Origin of the sequence: Actinokineospora xionganensis, assembly GCF_014323725.1 — a bacterium.
GTDB classification, from domain to species: domain Bacteria; phylum Actinomycetota; class Actinomycetes; order Mycobacteriales; family Pseudonocardiaceae; genus Actinokineospora; species Actinokineospora xionganensis.
Map to the genome: position 1 here is coordinate 80,111 of NZ_JABVED010000008.1, position 22,777 is coordinate 102,887.

The window sequence follows — 22,777 nt, forward strand, 5'->3', positions numbered from 1 at the left end:
ACCGCTACGACGCTGAGGTCACCCGGTAGACGTCGTAGACGCCCTCGATGCTGCGGACCGCCTTGAGCACGTGCCCGAGGTGCTTCGGGTCGCCCATCTCGAACGAGAAGCGCGACACCGCCACCCGGTCACGCGATGTCGTCACCGAGGCGGAGAGGATGTTGACCTTCTCGTCGGCCAGCACCTTCGTCACGTCGGACAGCAGCCGGTGCCGGTCGAGCGCCTCCACCTGGATGGCGACAAGGAACACCGACGACTCCGACGGCGCCCACTCGACCTCCAGCAGCCGCTCCGGGGAGCCCAGCAGGTCGTCGGCGTTGGTGCAGTCCGTGCGGTGGACGCTGACGCCGCCGCCGCGGGTCACGAAGCCGAGGATGTCGTCGCCGGGCACCGGGGTGCAGCAGCGGGCCAGCTTGACCCACACGTCGCTGGCGTCCTTGACCAGCACGCCCGCGTCGCCCGAGCTGCGGCGCCGGGTGATCGTGGACGGCGTCGCGCGCTCGGCCAGCTCCTCCTCGGCGTGCTCGACCCCGCCGAGCAGCGCCACGAGCCGCTGCACGACGTGGCGGGCCGAGGTGTGGCCCTCCCCCACCGCCGCGTACAGGGCGCTGACCTCGGGATAGCGCAGCTCACGAGCCAGGGCGTTCACCGATTCGGCCGACACGAGCCGCTGCATGGGCAGGCCGACCCGGCGCACCTCCTTGGTGATCGCGTCCTTGCCCGCCTCGATCGCCTCTTCCTTGCGCTCCTTGGCGAACCACTGCTTGATCTTCGCCCGCGCACGCGGCGACCCGGCGAAAGCCAGCCAGTCACGCGACGGGCCCGCACCCTCGGCCTTCGAGGTGAAGATCTCGATGACCTCGCCGTTCTCCAGCTTCCGCTCGAGCGCGACGAGCCTGCCGTTGACCCGCGCGCCGATGCACCGGTGTCCGACCTCGGTGTGCACGGCGTAGGCGAAGTCGACGGGCGTGGACCCGGCTGGCAGCGTGACGACGTCGCCCTTCGGGGTGAAGACGAAGATCTCGCGGGCGGCCAGGTCGTAGCGCAGCGACTCCAGGAACTCCCCCGGGTCGGCCGCCTCCCGCTGCCAGTCGAGCAGCTGGCGCATCCAGGCCATCTCGTCGACGTCGGCGCCGCTGTGGGTGCCCCGGGTCTCCTTGTAGCGCCAGTGCGCGGCGATGCCGTACTCGGCGGTGCGGTGCATCTCGTGCGTGCGGATCTGCACTTCCAGCGGCTTGCCGTCGGGGCCGATCACCGTCGTGTGCAGCGACTGGTAGACGCCGAAGCGCGGCTGGGCGATGTAGTCCTTGAACCGGCCCGGCATCGGCTGCCACAGCGCGTGGACCACGCCCATCGCGGCGTAGCAGTCGCGCACGTCGTCGACCAGGATGCGCACGCCGACCAGGTCGTGGATGTCGTCGAAGTCGCGGCCGCGGACGATCATCTTCTGGTGGATCGAGTAGTAGTGCTTGGGCCTGCCCTCGACCTTCGCGGTGATCCGCGAGCCCTGCAGGTCGGCGCCGAGCTGCTCCACCACGGTGCGCAGGTACGTGTCGCGCGAGGGCGCCCGGTTCGCCACGAGCCGAACGATCTCGTCGTACTTCTTGGGCTGCAGGATGGCGAACGCCAGGTCCTCCAGCTCCCACTTGACCGTGGCCATGCCCAGGCGGTGGGCCAGCGGGGCCAGCACCTCGAGGGTCTCGCGGGCCTTCTTGGCCTGCTTCTCCGGCGGCAGGAACCGCATGGTGCGCATGTTGTGCAGCCGGTCGGCCAGCTTGATGACCAGCACGCGCGGGTCCCGCGCCATGGCGATGACCATCTTGCGGATGGTCTCGGCCTCGGCGGCGGAGCCCAGCTGCACCTTGTCGAGCTTGGTGACTCCGTCGACCAGGTGCGCGACCTCGTCGCCGAAGTCGGCGCGCAGGCTGTCGATGGAGTAGTCGGTGTCCTCGACCGTGTCGTGCAGCAGCGCCGCGACCAGTGTCGTGGTGTCCATGCCCAGCTCGGCCAGGATCGTCGCCACAGCCAGCGGGTGGGTGATGTACGGGTCGCCGGACTTGCGCCGCTGACTGCGGTGCGCCTCCTCGGCGACGTCGTAGGCGTGCTGCAACAGCGCCAGGTCGGCCTTGGGGTGCAGCTCGCGGTGGACGGCGGCCAGCGGCTCCAGGACCTGCTTGACCGGGGCGGCGCGCTGTGCGGTGATGCGGCGGGCCAGGCGCGCCCGGACTCGGCGCGTGGCGGACGGCTCCCGTCCTGCGGGCGTCAGCGGCTCATGGGCCCCTGGGGCCGCGCTGTCTACCTCATGGGACAACCGTGCTCCCGGCAAGTTCGGTCGCCAGCGGCGAACGACTCCCGGGTCACTCGTGTGACCCGGATACCGAGGATAACGCCGGAACGGGTGACGAGTTTCCGCTGGGGCGGCGAACAGCCCATGTCAGACGACGAGCAACGACCGCAAGTTGTGCCCTGCAAGTCGCTCGCGACCGCCCAGCGCGGCGATTTCCACGACGACCGTCACCGCCGCGACCTTCGCGCCCGCCCGGTCGACCAGGCCCGCGGCGGCCTCGATCGTGCCGCCGGTGGCCAGCACGTCGTCGATGATGACGACGTTCGCCCCAGGCTCGATGACACCTTCGGGCAGCTCGAAGGTGGCCGTGCCGTACTCGAGGGAGTAGGTGGCGCTGTCGGCCACGACCGGCAGCTTGCCTGGCTTGCGCACCGTGACCAGCCCGAATCCGTGCACGGCGGCCAGCGCGGCGCCGAACAGGAAGCCGCGGGCCTCCAGCGCGACCACCGTGCTGACGCCGTCGGGGATCTCGGCGGCGAAAGCGTCGGTGACCGCGCGGAACGCGTCCGCGTCCGCCAGCAGCGGACTCAGGTCACGGAAGAGCACCCCTGGTTCCGGGAAGTCGGGGACTTCCCGGACCAGGGTGAGCGCGTCTTCCAGGCGCACGTCAGCGCCGCTTCTTGCCCGTCGGCCTGCCGGAGGGCTTGCGCCGAGCGTCGGAGGCCTTCGGTGTGCGAGAGGGGACGCCCGCCGCGATCGCCATGGCCTTCTCGCGGCGCAGTTCGGCGTTGAGCGCCTCGTCGTCGGAGACGTCGGTCTCGGCCTCATCGCCCTCGGCCGTGTCAGCCTTGCGGGCGACGTTCGCGCGGCGCTGGGCCACGCGCTCGGCCTGCTGCTTGAACTTCGGCTCGGTCATCTTCAGGTCGACCAGGAGCGGGGTCGCCAGGAAGATCGACGACAGCACACCCGCGAGCATGCCCGCGGCCATGACGAGCGCCAGGTCGCCGAGGGTGCCGACACCGAGCAGGCCGACACCGATCACCAGCAGCCCCAGGACCGGGAGCAGCGCGATGATCGAGGTGTTGATCGAGCGCATCAGCACCTGGTTCAGGGCCAGGTTCGCGGTTTCGGCGTAGGTGCGCCGGGTCAGTCCGAGCAGGCCGCGGGTGTTCTCCTTGACCTTGTCGAACACCACGACCGTGTCGTAGAGCGAGAAGCCGAGAATGGTCAGCAGACCGATCACCGTCGCGGGCGTGACCTCGAAGCCGACGATCGAGTAGATGCCCGCCGCCACGATGATGTCGTGGAACAGCGCGACGAGCGCCGCGACCGCCATCCACTTCTCGAAATACAGCGCCAGGAAGACCGTCACCAATACGAGGAACACCGCGAGCGCCCACAGCGCCTGCCGCGAGATCTCGCCGCCCCAGGTGCCTGAGACCGCGCTGTCGCTGATCTGCGCGACTGTGGACTCACCATTGGGCGACTGCGGCTTGAGCTGTTCGAACAGCGCGTTCTTGACCAGCCGGACCTCGTCGACGGTCAACGCCTCCGACTTGATCTGGATGGTCTGGTTGGCGCCGGTGCCGACCAACTGGACCGCGGCGGGCTCCTTGTTGATCGCCTCGGTGAAGACGGTCTCCACGCGCTCGACCGAGATCTGGCCGGAAGCGCTCGACGACGGCAACTGGATCTTGGTGCCGCCCTTGAAGTCGATGCCGAAGTTGAATCCGCGCAAGACGATCGACGCGAGGCAGATAAGCATCAGGCCGCCGAAGATCAGGTACCAGCGCTTGCGCTTGCCGACGATGTCGAACGCGCCGTTGCCGATGTAGAGCCGCTCGAAGATGCTCTGCTTCTTGGGGGTGGACACGTCACACTTCCTTCGCGGCGGTGCCCGCGCCGACCCGCGCCGCGCGCAGGGTCTGCTGGTTCCGCTGGACGGCTCCGAGGCCGGAGAGCTTCGAGTTGGACAGCCACTTGGACTTCGAGGCGAGCGCCACCAGCGGGTGGGTCACCAGGAAGACCACGATCAGGTCGAGCACAGTTGCCATGCCCAGGGTGAACGCGAAGCCCTTCACCTGGCCGACGGCCAGGATGTAGAGCACCGCGGCGGCCAGGAACTGGACCGCGTCGGCGGAGAGGATCGTGCGCCGGGCGCGGACCCAGGCCCGCGGCACGCCCGACCGGAACGACCGGCCTTCGCGCACCTCGTCCTTGAGCCGTTCGAAGAAGACGACGAACGAGTCCGCGGTGATGCCGATCGCCACGATGAACCCGGCGATGCCCGCGAGGTCGAGGGTGAACCCGACCCAACGCCCCAGCAGCACGAGGACGCCGTAGACGATCACCGCTGAGAGAACCAGCGACAGGATCGTCAGCACACCGAGCAGGCGGTAGTAGATCAGGCAGTAGATGAAGACCAGCAGCAGACCGATGCCGCCCGCGATCAGACCGGCCTGCATCGAGGCCAGACCCAGCGTCGCGGAGACCGTCTCGGCCTCCGAGGACTCGAAGGACAGCGGCAGCGAGCCGAACTTCAGCACGTTGGCCAGCTTCTGTGCCTCGGCGGTCTTGAAGCCGCCCTCGCCGCCGGTGATCTGGGTGTCGCCGTTGATGGCGCCCTGGATCGTCGGCGCGGAGACGACCGCGGTGTCGAGCACGAACGCGGCGCGCTGCTGGACGTGGCTGGCGGTGTACTCCGACCAGATCCGCGCGCCCTCGCTCTTGAAGCTGACGCTGACGACGTTGCCGACACCCTGCGGGTCCGGCTGCGAGATGGCGTTGTCGATCTGGTTGCCCTCGAGGAACGACGGGCCGAGGATGAACTTCTCGATTCCGTCCTGGTCACACGTGGCCAGCGGGAGCTTCGGGTCGTCGTTGCCGATCAGCGGGTCTTTCTTGCCGCAGTCGAGCGTGGCCAACGCGGCCTGCTGCAGCGCGGCGTCCGCGGGCACCTCCGCGTTGTCGGGGCCCTTGCTCGGCGCGAGCTTCGGGTCCTGGCGGCAGGCCTTGGCAGCGGTGATGAGCTGCCCGACCGGCGTCTTCTGGTCGTTGAGCAGCGCGGTGTACTTGGTGCAGGCGTTGTCCGCGGCGGGCGGCGGCGCGGGCTGCGACGGCGGCGCGGGCTGCGCGGCCGGAGCCGGACGGCCCTGCGGCGCACCCGAGGTGGGCGCACCGGCCGACGGCGCGGGCGCCGACGTCGGGGCACCGCTCGCGGGCGGCTGCACGGTCCCGGAGGCAGGCGGCTGCTGCACGCCTGAGGACGGCGGCGGAGCCTGCTCCGCGGGGGCGGCGGGAAGCGCGCCGATCACGGGACGGAACCGCAGCTGCGCGGGCTGCGCGAGATCCTTGGCCTTCTCACCCTGCTCACCGGGGACGGTGATGACGATGTTGTTGCCATCGAGGACGATCTCGGCGCCACTGACACCGGTGCCGTTGACCCGCTCCTCGATGATCTCGCGAGCCAGGTCGAGCGACTCCTTGGACGGCTCGCCGGTCTCGGTGCGCGCGGTCAGCGAGACACGAGTACCACCCTGCAGGTCGATGCCCAGTTTGGGCTTCGCCTGATGGTCGCCGGTGGCGAACACCAGGGCATACAGGACAACGACGATTGCTATGAAGAACGCCAAATAGCGTCCTGGGCGGATCTGCCCGGCCGGTGGTGCCACGGTCGGTCCGTCTCCTCGGCTAGCTTCGGATGTGAACGCATGACTCCCGCGCGCTGGGGGCCAAGCGAAGTGCGGCTGACCAGTGTGTTTGGTCATGACACTGCGCCCGCACCCGAGTCACACATGTGGGTGAGGGCGCAGCGTACCTCTTGCGGCGTGAACCCAGTGTTGCGCGGGTCACTGTCCGCCTGCGTCGGGTTCCGGGCCGTGACCCGGAACCCGAGGTCGGCTTACTTCTTGTGGTCGAGCGGCGGCGCGACCTGGGCCGTGGAGCCCGAGACCTCAGTGGCCTCGACGGCCTCGTCCGAGTCCTCGACCGTTTCGTCGTCCGCATCGTCTTCCATGTCCGGGCCGACCTTCTCGCGGACGGCCTGGCGCAGCCAGCTGGTCTCCACGCCGGGCGCGATCTCGATGCCGATCGTCGCGTCGTCGGAGATGTCGGAAACCGTGCCGTAGAGACCGGAGGTCGTCATCACCCGGTCGCCGACGGCGAGCGAGTTCTGCAGCTCCTGCTGCTGCGCCACCATCTTCTTCTGCCTGCGCGAGCCGAGGATCAGAGGGATCGCGAGCACCGCCACGAGCAGCAGCGGGAGCAGAGCCTGGTTCATTTCACTCCGTTTCGGGAACGTTCCCCGATGCGGGAAAAGTCCGATTGTTCGGGGTTTGCCTCACCCGAGTGTGCCAGGTGCCAGCCGCTTCATCACAGCTCACACGTGGTCGATCACTCATCGAACAGGGTAGGCCCCGCCTGGCCGAAGGCTTCGATCGGGGCAGGCAGGCCCAGATGCGTCCAAGCCGCCGCCGTCGCCACGCGCCCGCGCGGTGTGCGCGCGAGCATCCCCGCGCGGACCAGGAACGGCTCGCACACTTCTTCGACCGTCGTCGATTCCTCCCCGACCGCCACCGCCAGGGTGGAGACGCCGACCGGCCCGCCGCCGAAGGACTTCACCAGGGCGCCGAGGACCGCGCGGTCGAGCCGATCGAGCCCCAGCTCGTCGACGTCGTAGACCTTCAGCGCGGCCTGGGCGACCTCGCGGGTGACCGCGCCGTCGGCCCGGACCTCGGCGTAGTCGCGGACCCGGCGCAGCAGCCGGTTCGCGATACGGGGTGTTCCCCGAGAGCGGCCCGCGATCTCCTCGGCGCCGTCCTCGTGCAGGTCGACGCCCAGGATGACCGCCGAGCGCCGCAGCACCCGCTCCAGTTCGTGCGGCTCGTAGAACTCCATGTGCGCGGTGAAGCCGAAGCGGTCGCGCAGCGGGCCGGTGAGCGCGCCGGAGCGGGTGGTGGCGCCGACCAGGGTGAACGGCGCGATCTCCAGCGGGATGCTGGTGGCGCCGGGGCCCTTGCCGACGACGACGTCGACTCGGAAGTCCTCCATCGCCAGGTACAGCATCTCCTCGGCGGGCCGGGCGATGCGGTGGATCTCGTCGATGAACATGACCTCGCCATCGACGAGGTTCGACAGCATCGCGGCGAGGTCGCCCGCGCGTTCCAGGGCGGGACCGGAGGTGATCCGGATCGGCCTGCCCAGTTCGGCGGCGATGATCATCGCGAGGCTGGTCTTGCCCAGGCCGGGCGGGCCGGACAGCAACACATGGTCGGGCGGTGAGCCGCGCCGGGTCGCGCCCTGCAAAACCAGATCGAGCTGCTCGCGCACGCGGGGCTGGCCGACGAACTCGGAGAGCCGCTTGGGGCGCAGGGTCGCCTCGTCCTCGCGTTCCTCCGGTTCGGCCACCGGGGACAGCTGGGACTCCCATTCCTCCATGTCGGGCTCCATCAGCGCTTGCGGCCCAAAGTGGCCAACGCCTTGCGCAACACCGCCGAGGTGTCGCTGACGCCGTTCTCCGCGAGCACGCCGTCGACGGCCTGCTCGGCCTGTTTGGCGGCGAAGCCAAGACCGACGAGGGCCTCGACGACCGAGTTGCGGACCTGGCCCGCGGGCGCGGCGGGTGACTCACCGGACGGCACTGTCCCGACCTTGTCGCGCAGTTCGATGATCAGCCGCTCCGCGCCCTTGCGGCCGATGCCGGGGACCTGGGTGAGGATGGTGATGTTGCCGTCGGCCAGCGCGGCGCGCAGCTGGTCGGGTTCGAGGACGGCGAGGGTGGCCAGCGCGAGCCGCGGTCCGATGCCGGACACGGTCTGCAGCAGGCGGAACAGGTCGCGCGCCTCGGTGTCGGCGAAGCCGAACAGGGTCAGCGAGTCCTCGCGCACGACCAGGGCCGTGGCCAGCGAGGTCTCCTCGCCGCGGCGCAGCGTCGCCAGGGTGTGCGGGGTGGACTGCACGGCGAGCCCGACGCCGCCGACCTCGATGACCGCGTGGTCGAGTCCGACCGCTGCCACTGTGCCTCGCACCGAGGAGATCACTTCGTCACCGTCCTGATTTTGGTTGCCTTGGCCGCGGCGGCCAGCCTCGCACGGTGGGTGCGGGCGATCTCCGCCGCCCTCGCCTCGGCCTGCGCCATCCGGTCGCGCATCGGCGCGCGCCACAGGTGGCAGATCGCCAGGGCCAGCGCGTCGGCGGCGTCGGCGGGTTTCGGCGCGACCGTGAGCCCGAGGAGCTTGGTGACCATCACGGTGACCTGGGCTTTGTCGGCTCGACCCGAGCCGGTGACAGCCGCTTTGACCTCGCTCGGGGTGTGGAACATGACCGGGAGCCCGCGGCGCGCGGCCGACAGCGCGACGACACCGGCGGCCTGGGCGGTGCCCATGGCCGTGCGGACGTTGTGCTGGCTGAAGACCCGCTCGATGGCGACGACCTCCGGGCGGTGCTCGTCGAGCCAGGCCTCCACGCCGTCGGCGACCTTGAGCAGGCGCACGGCGAGATCGTCGTCGACCGGGGTGCGGATCACGTCGACCGCGACCGCGCGGACCGCCCGCCCGGCGCCGCCGTCGACCACCGCGATGCCGAGGCGGGTCAGGCCCGGGTCGACTCCCAGCACGCGCACAGCCGCCGCTCCCTAGCTCGCCTTGAACACTCGTTCGAGAGCGTAGGCGGTCAGGGGCGGGCGTCCGCGGTCGACACGCGGGCTACGGTGATCGGCTCTTCGATGAGCTCCGGGCGCAGCGGGTCGCCCTCGGGCTTGAGCCACGGGAGGTGCCGCGCGGCGTCGGGATCGGGGACCCAGGCCCGGCAGGTGGTCTCGACCTTGACCGGGAAGATCGTCAGGCGGCCCTGGTCGTCTATGCGCAGGCGCAGGAAACCCTTGTAGTCCTCGATGCTCTGGCCCGCCATGACCTCGTTGAGGTTGATCCCGAAGCGGCTGGCGATCATCAGGTACACGGCGACGAGTTCGGCGTCGACGAACCCGATCAGCAGTGGGGTGCCACCCATGACGATCACCAGGGTCGCCCAGTCGCCGACCGGTCCGTCGGGCAGGACGGAGCTGTAGAGCCAGATGACGACGAACGACCAGGCGACGCTGAGCAGGATGTGCCCGATGGCGTGCAGGACACCGGCGACGGTCGCGGACAGGCCGCGTTTGGGGTCCTCGATTCTGGCGAACGCCAGGGCGCCGAGAACCAGGCCGAAGCCGACCAGGATCGCGGGGGTCCAGCTCGCGACGAGCCCGAAGAACCCGGACGCGCCGTGGCTGCCGAGGGTCTGCACGAGTCCATAGAGGACAGCCAGGGTCATGAGGGTCTGGAAGATGCCGGTCATCGCCCAGAAACCCGGGTTGCGCCAGGGCAGCCGGACGATCCCGGCGGCGAACCGCTCCGAGGTCCAGCGGTCGGGGTAACGCTCGGCCATCTCGTAGTCCGTGCACGCCGAGGGCTCCCGCACCCGGGAGGTCGGGGGTGGCAGGACCAGCTTCTCGGGGAGTTCGTGGGTGGCGGCCAGGTAGGCGCCCCCGAGGCCGCAGGTGATCCGCTGGCGGTCGCCACCGTTCTCGGCGTAGCGGACGTAGTGGTGGCGGTCGCCGGAGAGCATCACGCGCACCTGCGCGCCCTGCGAGCGGACGATCTCGCGGTCGAAGAACTCGAAGGTGTCGTAGGTCTTGGTGTTCCCGCCCGCGCCCGCGTCGACCCAGGCGGGCGCGGAGGTGCAGAGGATGACGCCGTCGCCGGGTCGCAACTCGGCCGACGCCCGGCGGAAGTACTCCAGCTGCGGGGCGTCGATGTAGTCGTCGAACTGGGTATCGATGGCGAAGAGCCACCAGCGGTGCGGCAGTTCGATGGCGAAGTAGGAGCGGGTCTGCTCGGTGTCCCAGCCGCCGAAGTTGCGCTTCTGCGCGAAGACGCGGAGGAAGGAGGTGAGGCCGTCGTACCAGTCGTGGTTGCCGGGCAGGGCGAACAGCGTGGGGGCGTCGCCGTTGAGCGCGGGGAAGGCGGCACGGTAGACGCCTTTGGTGCGGTCCTCGTAGTTGCGGGTCGACGCGGACGGGTAGACCTGGTCGCCGCCCATGATCAGCAATCGGCCGCGGGGCAGCTCGTGCCCGCCGATGTCGAGCTTCTCGGCGGCCAGAAGGGTGGCGATGGAGTAGGTGGCGTCGAAACCGTCACCGACATCGGCGACGAAGTCGATCCACAGTTCGTCATCGTCGTCGTAGCGGTGGATGGTCGCGGGGAGGCTGCCCTGGAGCTCGCGCTTGTCGGCGTAGGACCCGAAGATGGTCGCGATCACCGACTGGATGCCGGTGCTGACCAGCACCTTGGGCGCGAGCCAGCGGACCGCGGGCTGCGGTTGGAAGCCGAGTTCGGTCTCAGCGCACGTGCGTGGGCGGGGGCGGGACCGGGGTGGTGGAGTCATCGGCCTCCTCTCACTTCGAGGGAAGCCTAGCGACGTGATCACTATCGGGTGACGGCTGTTCGGGCAGAATCCGCGAATGGCCTACCGCCCGGATGAAATTCGCAAGACAACCCTGCGCGAGGCGGTGCGTTCCCGGCCTCGGATGTACTTCGGGGCAGACAGAGACGACCCCGCACTGCCCGGGCTCGTGCTCCGACTGGTGGTGGACGACGCGCGTTGCGATGGGGCGGTTCGGGTGGAGATCCAGGGAGATCCGGACTTCACGGTCACCGATGACGGGGTCGGCATGCCGCTGGTGACGCCTGACGGTCGAGCTTGGCCGCCGGTGGCTGTCCCGGGATCTTTGTCTTGGTGTTCCGGTGATTGACCGGCGGTGAGCTTCGGGGCTCATGGTCGGTCGGCCGCCCCGTGGTTCGCGGACGCGATGGGCTGGTGATTGGCTGATTGGCGGCGCGGGTGTCTGAAGAGAAATACGGCCCGCGCGACCGACCGCGACCTGCCGGCCACATGAGGTCTCATTTCCCAAGATCACGCCGACCCTCCAGGGTCCCCGACGGCTGTTTGGGTGGTTCGCCTCGTTTGGCCAAGGTCGCTCGTTGGGCGACGCCGCCTTGTCGCCTCTCCCCTTAAGGACCGTCGATGCCGGGGCGCCAGCTTTCGGGGCGGCCGGATTCGGTCAGGACGGGTTGCCAGTTCGCGAATCCCGCGGGGGCGTCGGGGCTCCAGGGCCAGTGGCCTTTGGGGGTGGCGACGATGAGTTGCAGGGCCGGGAATTCGCCCGAGGGATACAGGAGGAACGCGCTTCCCAGGTATTCCGGGTAAAAAGCGCGGTGGATGCGTTCGACGACCACGGGTACGCCGTCGAAGAAGTCGAGGTAAGGCAGGCCGGGGAAAAAGCGCTCCCCCGATGCGGCGCGGCGGACGTAGAGATCGATGAGGGGCTGGGCCATGTCCACCGGCAGACCGATGACGACGGCCTCCGGCGCTCCGAAGCGGCGCCAGGCGCCTACGGAGAAGGCGTAGGGGGCGCCGTTCTCGTCGCCTTCGATTTCTATGACGGCGTGGCCGTCCTGGTCCGCCGTGCGCAGCAGCCACTCGCGGAGGTTGTTGTCTTCGGCGGTGATGCCGTCCAGGGCCATGCGCACTCCTCGCCGGTGGGGAACGACTCGGAAACAAAGCGGCCCGGGCAGCGCACCCGCCCGGGCCGTTCAGTTCAGCTTGCCACGGTCTCAGGCGTCCACGGCGGCCATGACGTCGTCGGAAACGTCAAAGTTCGCGTAGACGTTCTGGACGTCGTCGGAATCCTCGAGCGCGTCGATCAGCTTGAAGATCTTGCGGGCGCCCTCGGCCTCCAGCTCCACCGTCACCGACGGCACGAAGCTCGCGTCCGCCGACTCGTAGTCGTAGCCCGCTTCCTGTAGCGCCTTGCGCACGGCGACGAGATCGGTGGCCTCGGAGATGATCTCGTAGCTCTCGCCGAGGTCGTTGACCTCTTCGGCGCCCGCGTCCAGGACCGCCATGAGGACGTCGTCCTCGGACAGGCCGTTCTTCGGCAGGACCACGACACCCTTGCGGTTGAACATGTACGCCACCGAACCCGGGTCGGCCATCGAGCCGCCGTTGCGGGTCATCGCGATGCGCACCTCGCCCGCGGCGCGGTTGCGGTTGTCGGTGAGGCACTCGATCAGCACGGCCACGCCGTTGGGGCCGTAGCCCTCGTACATGATCGTCTGCCAGTCCGCGCCGCCCGCCTCCTCGCCACCGCCGCGCTTGCGGGCGCGCTCGATGTTGTCCTGCGGGACCGAGTTCTTCTTCGCCTTCTGGATCGCGTCGAACAGCGTGGGGTTGCCGTCCGGGTCACCCCCGCCGGTGCGGGCGGCGACCTCGATGTTCTTGATCAGCTTCGCGAAGAGCTTGCCACGCTTGGCGTCGAGGGCGGCCTTCTTGTGCTTGGTTGTCGCCCACTTGGAGTGGCCGCTCATCTCTCCTCCGTCATGATTTCCGAACGATGTCCACGAACAGGCGGTGCACACGGTGGTCGCCGCCCAGTTCCGGGTGGAACGCGGTGGCCAGCACATCGCCCTGCCGAACGGCGACGATCCTACCGGCGGCGGCACCGGCGGCAGGCGTATCCGGAACCGTAGCCAACACCTCGACGGCGGGCGACGCGGACTCCACCCAAGGCGCACGGATGAACACCGCGTGCATCGGCCCGCCGTCGACCCCGGCGACGTCGAGGTCCTCCTCGAAGGAGTCGACCTGCCTGCCGAAGGCGTTGCGGCGCACGATCATGTCGAGACCGCCGAGCTGGTGCTGGTCGGGGCGGCCGTCGAGGACCTTCTCGGCGAGCAGGATCATTCCGGCGCACGAGCCGTAGGTCGGCATGCCCTCGGCGATCCGGGCGCGCAGCGGCTCCAGGAGCTCGAAGGTCTCCAGCAGGCGGGAGATCGTGGTGGACTCCCCGCCGGGCAGCACGAGCCCGTCGACCTCGGCCAGCTCCGACTGCCTGCGCACGGAGATCACCCGGGCGCCGCCCTCGGTCAGGGCGGCGGTGTGCTCCCGAACGTCGCCCTGCAGCGCGAGGACACCGATCAGCGGACGGTCAACGGACATCGAACCCTCTCCCACGTGTGGTTTTCCAGCTTAGTCTCATGCCACCCCGGCGAGCCGGAGCAGCGCGGCGGTCGCGGCCGCGGCGGCCACGACGACGACGAACGGCGCTTTGCGCCAGGCGAGCACGCCACCGACGAGGACCCCCGCGGGCAGCGCCCACCCGGCGAAGGACGGCCCCTTGGCCAGCGACGACGTCGCCACCAGGGCGACGAGCAGGACGATCGCGGCGGTGGAGAGCAACTCGCGGACGTGCTCGGGCATGGTGATCCGCTCGCGCAGCAGGACGCCGCCGAAGCGGAAGGCGAAGGTGCCCAGCGCGAGAACGAGAATCGGGATGAGCGTCATGCGGGCACCTGACCTTTCCGAGGCGGGAAAGCGGGCGCATCGACACAGCGGTCGAACTCGGTTGCCGGACGGCGCGACTCGCGTGTCGGTCGGGGGACGACGACGGGGCGAAGCGGCACGGTGGTCATGCGGGGGCCTCCACTTTGTTCCGGCGCGGCACGGCCAGCAGGCCGAGCAGCGAGAGCAGCACCGGAACCCCGGCGGGCAGGAACGGCGTGGCGGCCAGGGCGATCACCGCGCCGATCAGCGCGGGGCGCAGCTTGCCCGTGTCCTTGAGCGCGGGCAGGACCAGCGCGAGCATCACCGCGGGGAAGACCGCGTCGAGGCCGAGCACCTCCGGGTCGCTGACCAGCTGCCCGGCGAGCGCGCCGCCGAACACTCCGAGGTTCCACGCCAGGAACAGCGACGCCCCGCAGGCCCAGTAGGCGGCGCGGGCGCGCCGGGCGTCGGTCTGGGCCATGGCGAACGCGACCGACTCATCGATCAGCAGGTGGCTGCCCAGGATCCGGGCGGGCCAGGTCCGGCCGATGACGTCGCCGACCGCCAGACCGAACGGCAGGTGCCGCGCGTTGAGGACCAGGCCGCCGAGCACCGCCGCGATCGGACTTCCGCCCGCGGCGACCACACCGATCGCCATGTACTGCGAGCCGCCCGCGAAGATCAGCAGGGACATCACCACCGGAACCCACAGCGGGGTCCCGGCCGCGACCGAGATGGCGCCGAAGGACGCCCCGTTGACCGCCGCGGCGAGGGCGATCGCCAGCACGCCGCGCCACAGCTCGGCATCGAGTGTTCGCCATATCGAACGCATGTGTTTTATCCTGAACCCAGGCCGAAGTGTTCGTCAAGGCGAACACGACGACCGTCACACCGAACGGAGAGCAATGAACCAGCGCGGCGCGCCGTTGGAGGTCATCGCCTACTCGCTGCGGCGGGAGCGGGAGCGGATCGGCCTGTCCCTGTCGGAGCTGGCCAAGCGCGCGGGCATCGCGAAATCCACGCTCTCGCAGCTCGAAGCGGGTGCGGGCAATCCCAGCGTCGAGACCCTGTGGGCACTCGGCGTGGCGCTCGGCGTCCCGTTCAGCAGGCTGGTCGAGCCGCCCACGCCCAAAGTCCAGGTGATCCGGGCGGGCGAAGGGCCGATCGTCTACTCCGAGCGTGCGGACTACACCGCGACCCTGCTGGCGTCCTGTCCCCCGCACGCGCGGCGCGACATCTACCTGATCACCGCCGAACCGGGCAGCAAGCGCGAGTCCGACCCGCACATGCCCGGCGTCATCGAACACGTCGTGATCGCCTCGGGCCGGGCACTGGTCGGCCTGACCGACGAACCGATCGAGGTCGGCCCCGGGGACTACGTCGCCTATCCGGGTGATCTTCCGCATGTGTTCGAGGCCCTCGAAGCGGGCACTACGGCCTGCATGGTCTCCGAACACGTCTGACGGGTGGCCCGAACTCCGGACCACCCGCCCACGGAAGTCACCAGCCGCGCTGGGCCAGGCGGTGCGGCTCCGGAACTTCCTCGACGTTGATGCCGACCATGGCCTCGCCCAGACCGCGGGAGACCTTGGCGATCACGTCGGGGTCGTCGTGGAAGGTGGTGGCCTTCACGATGGCCTCGGCGCGCTGGGCCGGGTTGCCGGACTTGAAGATGCCGGAGCCGACGAACACGCCCTCGGCGCCGAGCTGCATCATCATCGCGGCGTCGGCCGGGGTGGCGATGCCGCCCGCGGTGAACAGCACGACCGGCAGCTTGCCCGCCTGGGCGACCTCGCGAACCAACTCGTACGGCGCCTGCAGCTCCTTGGCCGCGACGTAGAGCTCGTCCTCGGCCAGGTTCTGCAGACGGCGGATCTCGCCGAGGATCTTGCGCATGTGGGTGGTGGCGTTGGAGACGTCGCCGGTGCCCGCCTCACCCTTGGAGCGGATCATCGCCGCGCCCTCGGTGATGCGGCGCAGCGCCTCGCCCAGGTTGGTCGCGCCACAGACGAAGGGCACGGTGAACTGCCACTTGTCGATGTGGTTGGCGTAGTCGGCCGGAGTGAGGACCTCGGACTCGTCGATGTAGTCGACACCGAGCGACTGCAGCACGCGGGCCTCGACGAAGTGGCCGATGCGGGCCTTGGCCATGACCGGGATCGAGACGGCCTCGATGATGCCGTCGATCAGGTCGGGGTCGCTCATCCGGGCCACGCCGCCCTGCGCGCGGATGTCGGCCGGGACGCGCTCGAGCGCCATGACGGCCACGGCGCCCGCGTCCTCGGCGATCTTGGCCTGCTTGGCGTCGACCACGTCCATGATCACGCCGCCCTTGAGCATCTCGGCCATGCCGCGCTTGACGCGGGTGGTGCCGGTCTCGGCGACGGGAGTGGTGGTCTGTGCGTCGGACACGATGTGGGGCCTTTCGAACGTCGGAGCTGGTGCTTTACCCAGCGTACGTCCGATGTGGCCCGCTCCCACATGCCAATCCCGGGCGATCTCGAAAGGCCACTTTCGCCCGCATGGCTGGCCAGTGGCCACATGGGGTTGTCCCGACCGGAGAACAGGTGTGAGATCGAACACAAAGTGCCGATCGGGAGCCCCGGCGGCTCCCCGACGAGTGGGAGGTGGGCGACATGGGAAGCAAGCACTCCGAGAACGGCCAAGCCGAGTCAGGTGTCGCGGCGGACGACCCGGCAAAGGTGCGCAACATCGTCCTCGTCGGTCCATCCGGCTCGGGCAAGACGACACTCACCGAGGCCCTGCTCACGGCGACGGGTGTGCTGCCGCGCGCGGGCTCGGTCACCGAGGGGACGACGGTGTGCGACCACGACCCGGCCGCGGTGCGCCAACAGCGCTCGGTGGGTCTCGCGGTGGCGCCGTTCCTGCACGACGGGATCAAGGTCAACCTGATCGACACCCCGGGGTACGCCGACTTCGTCGGTGAGCTGCGCGCGGGTCTGCGCGCCGCCGACGCCGCCCTGTTCGTGGTGTGCGCCGCGGAGGGCGTCGACTCGGCCACAACCACGCTGTGGGCGGAGTGCGCCGCCGTCGGCATGCCGCGCGCGGTAGTCATCGCGCGTCTCGACCACCCGCGGGCGGACTTCGACGGCGAGTTGGCCCAGTGCCAGGCCGCGTTCGGCCCCAACGTCCTGCCGCTGTACCTGCCCACCGAAACCACCGGCTCCACTGTTGATGACGGCCTGATCGGGCTGATCACCCAGCGCGTGTTCGACGGCCACCCGCCCGCGGTGCGCGACGCCACGCGGGCCGAGTTGGAGCAGATCTCCGACGCCCGCGACGCGCTGTTGGAAGGGATCATCGCCGAGAGCGAGGACGAGTCCCTGATGGACCGCTACCTCGCGGGCGAGTCGATCGACACCGAGACGATCATCGCCGACCTGGAGACCGCCGTCGCGCGCGGCTCGTTCCACCCGGTGATTCCGTTCTGCGCCCAGACCGGTGTCGGCATCCAGCCGCTGCTGGAGGCCCTGACCAGGGCTTTCCCGTCTCCGCTTGAGCACCCGGTGCCGATGGTCACCGACCCGCAGGGCAAGCCGCACGCACCGCTGACCGCCGACCCGAACGGTCCCCTGGCCGCCGAGGTCGTGCGCACGGCCGTCGACTCCTACGTCGGCCGGGTATCACTGGTGCGGGTCTTCTCCGGCACGTTGCGCCCCGAACGGCAGGTGCATGTCTCCGGGCACGGCCTCGCCGACCGCGGCCACGACGACCACGACATCGATGAGCGCGTCGCCCACATCTACTCACCGCTCGGCGCCACCCTGCGCGAAGTCCCCTACTGCGTCGCGGGCGACCTCTGCGCGCTGACGAAGGTCAGCTCGGCCGAGACCGGCGACACGGTGTCCGCGCCGGAGGACCCGATCCTCATGCGGCCGTGGCAGATGCCGGAACCGCTGCTGCCGGTGGCAGTGATCGCGAAGACGCGCAGCGACGAGGACGCGTTGTCGCGCAACCTGTCTCGCCTCGTGGCCGGGGATCCGACGCTGCGGATGGACCGCAATCCGGAGACCCACCAGTTGGTGCTGTGGTGCATGGGCGAGGCGCACGCGGACGTCGTCCTGGCTCGGCTGCGCGCCGGTGGGGCCGAGGTGGAGACCGAGCCGGTGAAGGTGTCGCTGCGGGAGACCTTCGCGGCACCCGCGCGGGGACACGGGCGGCATGTGAAGCAGTCCGGCGGGCACGGGCAGTACGCCGTGTGCGACATCGAGGTCGAACCGCTGCCGACGGGATCGGGGTTCGAGTTCGTGGACAGGGTGGTGGGCGGGGCGGTGCCGCACCAGTTCATCTCGTCGGTGGAGAAAGGCGTGCGGGCTCAGTTGACCCGCGGTGTGCAAGGGCATCCGATGGTGGACATCCGGGTGACGCTGGTCGACGGGAAGTCGCACAGTGTGGACTCCTCGGATGCCGCTTTCCAGACCGCTGGGGCGTTGGCTTTGAAGGACGCCGCGTCGAACGGGCGGATCTCGTTGCTGGAGCCGGTGGACACGGTGGAGATTCGGCTGCCGGACGAGTATTTGGGGACGGTGCTCGGTGATCTGTCGTCGCGCCGCGGTCGCGTGCTCGGCACCGAATCGGACAGCGACGGGTACACGGTGATCCATTCCGAGGTGCCTGCTGCCGCTCTGCCCCGGTATTTGATCGAGCTGCGGTCGATGACGTCCGGGTCGGCGTCGTTCAGCCGCGGATTCGCCCGGTTCGACCCGGTTCCGGAGTCGCTGTCGGCACAGTTCGCGTGATCAGCGGACCGCGCGGAGGGTGCCGTCCCAGGTCGTCGCCGTAGGGAGGAGTTCGGCCAGCTGGACCGGGTACACGGTCTCCTTGGTCTCCTTGAGATCCGCGCACGACCACCACCGGTGTTCGCCGATGGTGCGGGCTTCCAGGTCCGTGAAGCCTGCGGTGTCGATCACCGCGTCGGTCGGGAGCCGGGCGAGGAAGAACCACTCCTCGCCGTCGTAGTTGCGGCCCTCGAAACTGAACGCGACCCTCCGGCGCCACAGCGGGCCTTCGAGGGCGTCCGGCTCGATCTTGACCCCGGTCTCCTCGCACAGTTCGCGCGCGGCCGCCGTGCGCAGGTCCTCCCCCGGCTCGACGCCGCCGCCCGCGGTGAACCAGAACTTGTCCTCGGCGCGGTTGGGGTCGTGCCCGTGGAACAGCAGCACCCGGTCATCGGCGTCCAGCAGGACCACCCGTGCCGACGGCCGCGGCCTGGGGAACTCGTCGAGGGTTGGTTCGGCGATCTCCAGGTAGCCGGGCTCCGGGGCGGTTCCCGCGAGCTTGAACCACCGCACCACGCGCCGTCTGCGCTGGGTCAGGGTGTCCCGGACGGCGTCGCCGTGGACACGGCGGGCGATGACCATGCGGTGTTCGGCGTCGATCAGTTCGGCGGCCAGGGCCAGCGCCAGGGTGGGCCGGTCGACCTCGGCGAGGACCCGGGTGAGTTCGTTCTCCGCGGTCTCACGGTCGGTGCGCGAGGCGCGTTCGGCGCGTTCGGCCACCACCCGCAGGCGGTCGCCGAGGGCGTGGTCGACCACGCCGGACACGGCCCGGGCCACCACCGCTCGGCGCGCGAGGGCGGCGTCGAGGGCGGCCCAGGCCGCGTCGGTGCGCACATGGAGCCGGTCCAGGCGGTTGGCGGTGCCGACGAACCAGACGCCGATGATGACGACCAGCGACAGCACAACGACCAGCGTGGTGAGTTCCCAGCCGGTCATGACACCTCGCCGACCCGGCGCGGGTTGGCGGCCACGGCCTGCTCGTAGACCCGCAGCACCTGGTTCGCCACGACAGACCAGTCGAACGCGGCGACCCGGCGGTCGCCCTCGGCCACCAGCAGCGACCGCCGCGACGGGTCGGTCAGGACCGAGCGGAGGCCGTCGGCCAGCGACACCGGGTCGTTGACGGCGGTGAGCACACCCGCCCGGCCGTCGTCGAGGACGCGGCGGAAGGCGTCGAGGTCGCTGGCGACCACGGCCGTCTCGGCGGACATCGCCTCGGTGAGGATGATGCCGAAGCTCTCGCCGCCGGTGTTCGGCGCGCAGTACACGTCGACGCTGCGCAGGGCGCGGGCCTTGGTCTTGTCGTCGACCTGGCCGAGCAGGTCGAGCCTGCCCGCCAACTCGGGACCGGCCATCCGGCGCAGCTCGTCCTCGTCGCCACGGCCGACCACGAGCAGCCGCACCTCCGGCAAATCCAAGTGCCGCATGGCATCCAGGAGCACCGGCATGCCCTTGCGGGGCTCGGTGTAGCGGCCGACGAAGCCGATCGTGCCGCCCGGGCGCGGGTAGCCGTCGAGCGGTTCGGCGTCACGGAAGAAGTCGACGTCGACCCCGTTGGGGATCTCCACCGCGTCGCCGCCGAGGTGCTCCACCTGCACCCGCCGCGCCAGGGCCGACACGGCGATGCGCGCGGTGACCTTCTCCAGGAACGGCTGCAGCACCCCCTGGAACGCGCTGAGCGTGCGCGAACGCGGGGTCGAGGTGTGGAAGGTCGCCACGATCGGGCCGTCGGCGATCATCAGAGCCAGCATCGCCAGGCTCGGCGCCGTCGGCTCATGCAGGTGCAGGACGTCGAAGTCGTGGTCGCGGATCCAGCGGCGCACCCGGGCGTAGGACACCGGGCCGAACGACAGGCGGGCGACCGAGCCGTTGTACGGGATGCCCACCGCGCGGCCCGCGGGCCGGACGAACTCGGGCAGCGGCGTGTCCTCGTCGGCGGGGGCGAGCACGTCGACGTCGTGGCCGAGGCCGCGCAGCGCCCTGGCCAGGTCCACGACGTGGGCCTGCACTCCTCCGGGTACCTCGAAGGAGTACGGGCAGACAATCCCGATTCTCAACTGACGGTCTCCCCACTGGCCCAGACGTCGATCTATTCGCGCAGCGCTTTCTGGCGGCCGGCAGGCAGGTCGGCGACCCAGAGTTTCTGCAGCATGTGCCAGTCTGCGGGATGCGCGGCGATATCGGCGGCCAAAACGTCGGCGAGGGCCTGCGTGGCGGCCTGGACGCCGTCGGCGCCGCTGACCCGGATCGGCGGGTGCAGGCGCAGGCCCCAGCCGTCCTCGGTGAACCACAGGCCCGCCGGGATCAGCGCGGCGCCGGTCTTCGCGGCCAGATAGGCCGGTCCTGCGGGCATCCGCGTCCGCTCGCCGAAGAAGGTCACCGGAATCCCCGCCGTGGTCAGGTCACGGTCGGCGAGCAGGCAGACGATCCCGTTGGCGCGCAAGCGTTCCGCCAGCACCTCCGACGGCAGCCGACTGCCGCCGGACGACGCCAGGATCTCGAAGCCGAGGGACTCGCGGTACGCCACGAACCGGTGGTACAGCGAGTCGGGCTTGAGCCGCTCGGCGACGGTCGCGAACTTGCCATGCGTGCCGACGAGCCACACGCCCGCCGCGTCCCAGTTGCCCGAGTGGGGCAGCGCGAGAATCACCCCGTTGCCCTCGGCGAGGGCGGCGCTCAGGTTCTCCTTGCCGGTCATCTCGGCGTCGATCGCGGCGTGGACCTCGCTGTGGTCCATCGACGGCAGCCGGAAGGCCTCCATCCAGTACCGCGCGTACGAGCGCAGCGCCTGGCGGACCAGCTCGTCGAGCTCGGACGGGCCGGCCTGGGGCACGACGCGGGCCAGGTTGGCCCGCAGCTGAAGGGTCCCCGGCCCCCCACGGCGGGCGGCGAGGTCGGCGCCGAAGCGGAACAGCCCGCGCGCGATCCCCTCGGGCAGGACGCGGACCAGCCGCCATCCCGCGGCGTAGCCCCAGTCCGCGAGGCGGTGGCCGAAACTCATGCGCTCTCCTCCTTGGCCGCGCGGCGCACCGCGAGCAGCCGCTGGGTGACCGTCGCGACCGACCCCACGGCCAGCAGCCACAGTGCGACGGGCAGCGCGTGCGGGACGCCGAGGCCTGCGAGCATGGCCCCGACGAGAGTGATGATCAGCCGCTCGGCGCGTTCGACGAACCCGCCGTCGGCACTGAGCCCGGTCGCCTCGGCGCGGGCCTTGACATAGGAGATGACCTGGCCGGACACCAGGCAGATCAGCGCGGCCGCGGCCGACGAGCGGTCACCACCGGAGAAGGCGTACCAGGCGATCGCGCTGAACAGGGCGCCGTCGGCGATCCGGTCGCACGTCGCGTCGAGCACCACCCCGAACCGGGTGCCACCGCCCTGCGCCCTGGCCATGGCGCCGTCGAAGAGGTCGAAGAGGACGAACACGGTGACCACGAGGGCGCCGGCGATCAACTGCCCAGTGGAGAACAGCCAGACCGACGCGGCTACCGCGCCCGCCGTGCCGATGAGGGTGACGGCGTCGGGAGTGAGGCCGAGTCGAAGCAGCCACTTGCCGATGGGATCGGTGACGCGCGAGACCGAGGCGCGAGCGAAGAGGTTCAGCATGAGGGCGTCGGTTGCACCTAACAGGTGGGGCTTACAGGCGGGCTCTACAGCGGTAATTGCGGCCCGGGCAGCCTAACTGTCCGCGCCGCACGAGGCCTACCTGGCCTGCGCCGGTGGCGCGGATCAGCAGTCCGTTTCGCGGCAGCCGGGAAGTTGCTTGTCCGGGTCGAGGCCTTCGAGGACCGCCTTGCTGATCTCTCCGAGTGCCTTGACCTGCTCGGGGGTCAGGCGATCGAACAGCTTCTCCCGGACCGCCGTCACGTGGCCTGGGGCGGCGGCGGCCAGGGCGGCGAAGCCCTCGTCGGTGAGGACGGCCAGCGAGCCGCGCTTGTCGGTCGGGCATTCCTGCCTGCGTACCCAGCCCGCCTGCTCCAGCCGGGCGACCGCGTGCGACAACCTGCTTCGCGACGAACCGCGCAGGCCCGCCAACTCGCTCATCCGCATCGAGCGGTCGGGGGCGTGGGAGAGGACGACGAGGATCTCGTAATAGGTGTAAGGCATCTCGGAGTCGCGCTGGAGTTGGCGGTCCAACTGGTCGTTGAGTGCGCCGCTCATGGTGATGAAGGCGCGCCAAACCTCCTGTTCGCCATCGTCCAACCAGCGCGTGTCATCCGTCATGTCTCCCATCGTACCCCATAGTTGAACCCTCAACGGTTCTCGTGTAGGGTCTGCGATTGAGAGTTCAACAACTCAAAGTTCAACTACTTCGCACTCAGGAGACGAACCG

23 protein-coding genes and 1 pseudogene are annotated in these 22,777 nt (G+C 70.0%); 3 read left to right on the forward strand and 21 right to left on the reverse strand.

Going from position 1 to position 22,777, the window contains the following annotated elements:
* Positions 1-4: 4 nt before the first annotated feature.
* The 9 genes from GPZ80_RS15575 to GPZ80_RS15615 form a co-directional block, all read right to left on the reverse strand.
* On the reverse strand, positions 5-2,311 hold the full coding sequence (locus GPZ80_RS15575) for a RelA/SpoT family protein (RefSeq protein ID WP_187221085.1): 2,307 nt from the start codon (positions 2,309-2,311) through the stop codon (positions 5-7).
* A gap of 123 nt (positions 2,312-2,434) precedes the next feature.
* On the reverse strand, positions 2,435-2,953 hold the full coding sequence (locus GPZ80_RS15580; RefSeq protein WP_187221086.1) for an adenine phosphoribosyltransferase: 519 nt from the start codon (positions 2,951-2,953) through the stop codon (positions 2,435-2,437).
* 1 nt (position 2,954) lies between these two features.
* On the reverse strand, positions 2,955-4,160 hold the full coding sequence (gene secF, locus GPZ80_RS15585; RefSeq protein ID WP_187221087.1) for a protein translocase subunit SecF: 1,206 nt from the start codon (positions 4,158-4,160) through the stop codon (positions 2,955-2,957).
* A gap of 1 nt (position 4,161) precedes the next feature.
* Positions 4,162-5,958 (reverse strand): protein translocase subunit SecD, encoded by a 1,797-nt coding sequence (gene secD / locus GPZ80_RS15590; RefSeq protein ID WP_187221088.1) that lies wholly within the window; start codon positions 5,956-5,958, stop codon positions 4,162-4,164.
* A 230-nt stretch (positions 5,959-6,188) separates the two neighbouring features.
* On the reverse strand, positions 6,189-6,566 hold the full coding sequence (yajC, locus tag GPZ80_RS15595; protein WP_187221089.1) for a preprotein translocase subunit YajC: 378 nt from the start codon (positions 6,564-6,566) through the stop codon (positions 6,189-6,191).
* A gap of 113 nt (positions 6,567-6,679) precedes the next feature.
* On the reverse strand, positions 6,680-7,735 hold the full coding sequence (gene ruvB, locus GPZ80_RS15600) for a Holliday junction branch migration DNA helicase RuvB (protein ID WP_187221090.1): 1,056 nt from the start codon (positions 7,733-7,735) through the stop codon (positions 6,680-6,682).
* Positions 7,735-8,325: a Holliday junction branch migration protein RuvA gene (gene ruvA, locus GPZ80_RS15605; RefSeq protein WP_187221091.1), complete on the reverse strand. Its 591-nt coding sequence runs from the start codon at positions 8,323-8,325 to the stop codon at positions 7,735-7,737. The genes ruvB and ruvA overlap by 1 nt, the downstream gene beginning before the upstream one ends.
* Complete coding sequence (gene ruvC, locus GPZ80_RS15610) at positions 8,322-8,906, reverse strand: crossover junction endodeoxyribonuclease RuvC (protein ID WP_187221092.1); 585 nt, start codon at positions 8,904-8,906, stop codon at positions 8,322-8,324. Before ruvC ends, ruvA begins: the two co-directional genes overlap by 4 nt.
* A 50-nt stretch (positions 8,907-8,956) precedes the next feature.
* Positions 8,957-10,708 carry a metallophosphoesterase family protein gene (locus GPZ80_RS15615; RefSeq protein ID WP_187221093.1) on the reverse strand — a complete coding sequence of 584 codons (1,752 nt, stop codon included), beginning with the start codon at positions 10,706-10,708 and terminating at the stop codon, positions 8,957-8,959.
* A 76-nt stretch (positions 10,709-10,784) separates the two neighbouring features.
* On the opposite strand from GPZ80_RS15615, the gene GPZ80_RS15620 reads away from it, so the two are divergent.
* Entirely contained in the window at positions 10,785-11,075 is a 291-nt protein-coding gene (locus GPZ80_RS15620; protein ID WP_187221094.1) for a hypothetical protein, read from the forward strand.
* 259 nt (positions 11,076-11,334) lie between these two features.
* On the opposite strand, the gene GPZ80_RS15625 is transcribed toward GPZ80_RS15620, so the two are convergent.
* The 5 genes from GPZ80_RS15625 to GPZ80_RS15645 form a co-directional block, all read right to left on the reverse strand.
* Positions 11,335-11,847, reverse strand: coding sequence for a DUF4262 domain-containing protein (locus GPZ80_RS15625; protein WP_187221095.1), 513 nt, complete (start codon positions 11,845-11,847; stop codon positions 11,335-11,337).
* Positions 11,848-11,937: 90 nt separating this feature from the next.
* Entirely contained in the window at positions 11,938-12,690 is a 753-nt protein-coding gene (locus GPZ80_RS15630) for a YebC/PmpR family DNA-binding transcriptional regulator (protein ID WP_187221096.1), read from the reverse strand.
* Positions 12,691-12,700: 10 nt separating this feature from the next.
* Positions 12,701-13,321, reverse strand: coding sequence for a pyridoxal 5'-phosphate synthase glutaminase subunit PdxT (pdxT, locus tag GPZ80_RS15635; protein ID WP_187221097.1), 621 nt, complete (start codon positions 13,319-13,321; stop codon positions 12,701-12,703).
* A 36-nt stretch (positions 13,322-13,357) separates the two neighbouring features.
* Positions 13,358-13,666 carry a branched-chain amino acid transport AzlD family protein gene (locus GPZ80_RS15640; protein WP_187221098.1) on the reverse strand — a complete coding sequence of 103 codons (309 nt, stop codon included), beginning with the start codon at positions 13,664-13,666 and terminating at the stop codon, positions 13,358-13,360.
* A gap of 124 nt (positions 13,667-13,790) precedes the next feature.
* Positions 13,791-14,477 carry an AzlC family ABC transporter permease gene (locus GPZ80_RS15645; protein ID WP_187221099.1) on the reverse strand — a complete coding sequence of 229 codons (687 nt, stop codon included), beginning with the start codon at positions 14,475-14,477 and terminating at the stop codon, positions 13,791-13,793.
* A gap of 73 nt (positions 14,478-14,550) precedes the next feature.
* Between GPZ80_RS15645 and GPZ80_RS15650 the strand changes: the two genes are divergently transcribed.
* Positions 14,551-15,108 (forward strand): helix-turn-helix domain-containing protein, encoded by a 558-nt coding sequence (locus GPZ80_RS15650; protein WP_187221100.1) that lies wholly within the window; start codon positions 14,551-14,553, stop codon positions 15,106-15,108.
* A 37-nt stretch (positions 15,109-15,145) separates the two neighbouring features.
* Here the strand turns inward: GPZ80_RS15650 and pdxS are convergent, their stop codons facing one another.
* Entirely contained in the window at positions 15,146-16,057 is a 912-nt protein-coding gene (gene pdxS, locus GPZ80_RS15655; RefSeq protein ID WP_091380926.1) for a pyridoxal 5'-phosphate synthase lyase subunit PdxS, read from the reverse strand.
* A gap of 224 nt (positions 16,058-16,281) precedes the next feature.
* Between pdxS and GPZ80_RS15660 the strand changes: the two genes are divergently transcribed.
* On the forward strand, positions 16,282-18,405 hold the full coding sequence (locus tag GPZ80_RS15660; RefSeq protein ID WP_187221101.1) for an elongation factor G-like protein EF-G2: 2,124 nt from the start codon (positions 16,282-16,284) through the stop codon (positions 18,403-18,405).
* On the opposite strand, the gene GPZ80_RS34215 is transcribed toward GPZ80_RS15660, so the two are convergent.
* From GPZ80_RS34215 to GPZ80_RS15685, 6 genes and pseudogenes are all read right to left on the reverse strand, one after another.
* Positions 18,406-18,912, reverse strand: a complete 507-nt coding sequence (locus GPZ80_RS34215) for an NUDIX hydrolase (protein ID WP_446678426.1) — start codon at positions 18,910-18,912, stop codon at positions 18,406-18,408.
* Positions 18,895-19,380: pseudogene (locus GPZ80_RS34220) on the reverse strand (exopolyphosphatase); the annotation flags it as partial. The gene GPZ80_RS34215 and the pseudogene GPZ80_RS34220, both read right to left, overlap by 18 nt.
* Complete coding sequence (locus GPZ80_RS15670) at positions 19,377-20,501, reverse strand: glycosyltransferase family 4 protein (RefSeq protein WP_187221103.1); 1,125 nt, start codon at positions 20,499-20,501, stop codon at positions 19,377-19,379. The gene GPZ80_RS15670 and the pseudogene GPZ80_RS34220, both read right to left, overlap by 4 nt.
* Positions 20,502-20,533: 32 nt before the next feature.
* Positions 20,534-21,445: a phosphatidylinositol mannoside acyltransferase gene (locus tag GPZ80_RS15675; protein WP_187221104.1), complete on the reverse strand. Its 912-nt coding sequence runs from the start codon at positions 21,443-21,445 to the stop codon at positions 20,534-20,536.
* Complete coding sequence (pgsA, locus tag GPZ80_RS15680) at positions 21,442-22,050, reverse strand: phosphatidylinositol phosphate synthase (RefSeq protein ID WP_187221105.1); 609 nt, start codon at positions 22,048-22,050, stop codon at positions 21,442-21,444. Before pgsA ends, GPZ80_RS15675 begins: the two co-directional genes overlap by 4 nt.
* Positions 22,051-22,173: 123 nt before the next feature.
* On the reverse strand, positions 22,174-22,677 hold the full coding sequence (locus tag GPZ80_RS15685) for a MarR family winged helix-turn-helix transcriptional regulator (protein WP_187221106.1): 504 nt from the start codon (positions 22,675-22,677) through the stop codon (positions 22,174-22,176).
* Positions 22,678-22,777: the final 100 nt, after the last annotated feature.

Bases quoted from the DNA above. Each gene is read 5' to 3' on its own strand.
- GPZ80_RS15685 (WP_187221106.1), bottom strand. From the start codon at position 22,677: ATGGGAGACATGACGGATGACACGCGCTGGTTGGACGATGGCGAACAG.
- GPZ80_RS15625 (WP_187221095.1), bottom strand. From the start codon at position 11,847: ATGGCCCTGGACGGCATCACCGCCGAAGACAACAACCTCCGCGAGTGG.
- GPZ80_RS15640 (WP_187221098.1), bottom strand. From the start codon at position 13,666: ATGACGCTCATCCCGATTCTCGTTCTCGCGCTGGGCACCTTCGCCTTC.
- yajC (WP_187221089.1), bottom strand. From the start codon at position 6,566: ATGAACCAGGCTCTGCTCCCGCTGCTGCTCGTGGCGGTGCTCGCGATC.
- GPZ80_RS15645 (WP_187221099.1), bottom strand. From the start codon at position 14,477: ATGCGTTCGATATGGCGAACACTCGATGCCGAGCTGTGGCGCGGCGTG.
- pdxT (WP_187221097.1), bottom strand. From the start codon at position 13,321: ATGTCCGTTGACCGTCCGCTGATCGGTGTCCTCGCGCTGCAGGGCGAC.
- GPZ80_RS15675 (WP_187221104.1), bottom strand. From the start codon at position 21,445: ATGAGTTTCGGCCACCGCCTCGCGGACTGGGGCTACGCCGCGGGATGG.
- GPZ80_RS15660 (WP_187221101.1), top strand. From the start codon at position 16,282: ATGGGAAGCAAGCACTCCGAGAACGGCCAAGCCGAGTCAGGTGTCGCG.
- pgsA (WP_187221105.1), bottom strand. From the start codon at position 22,050: ATGCTGAACCTCTTCGCTCGCGCCTCGGTCTCGCGCGTCACCGATCCC.
- ruvB (WP_187221090.1), bottom strand. From the start codon at position 7,735: ATGGAGCCCGACATGGAGGAATGGGAGTCCCAGCTGTCCCCGGTGGCC.
- GPZ80_RS15620 (WP_187221094.1), top strand. From the start codon at position 10,785: ATGGCCTACCGCCCGGATGAAATTCGCAAGACAACCCTGCGCGAGGCG.
- GPZ80_RS15630 (WP_187221096.1), bottom strand. From the start codon at position 12,690: ATGAGCGGCCACTCCAAGTGGGCGACAACCAAGCACAAGAAGGCCGCC.
- GPZ80_RS15650 (WP_187221100.1), top strand. From the start codon at position 14,551: ATGAACCAGCGCGGCGCGCCGTTGGAGGTCATCGCCTACTCGCTGCGG.
- GPZ80_RS15615 (WP_187221093.1), bottom strand. From the start codon at position 10,708: ATGACTCCACCACCCCGGTCCCGCCCCCGCCCACGCACGTGCGCTGAG.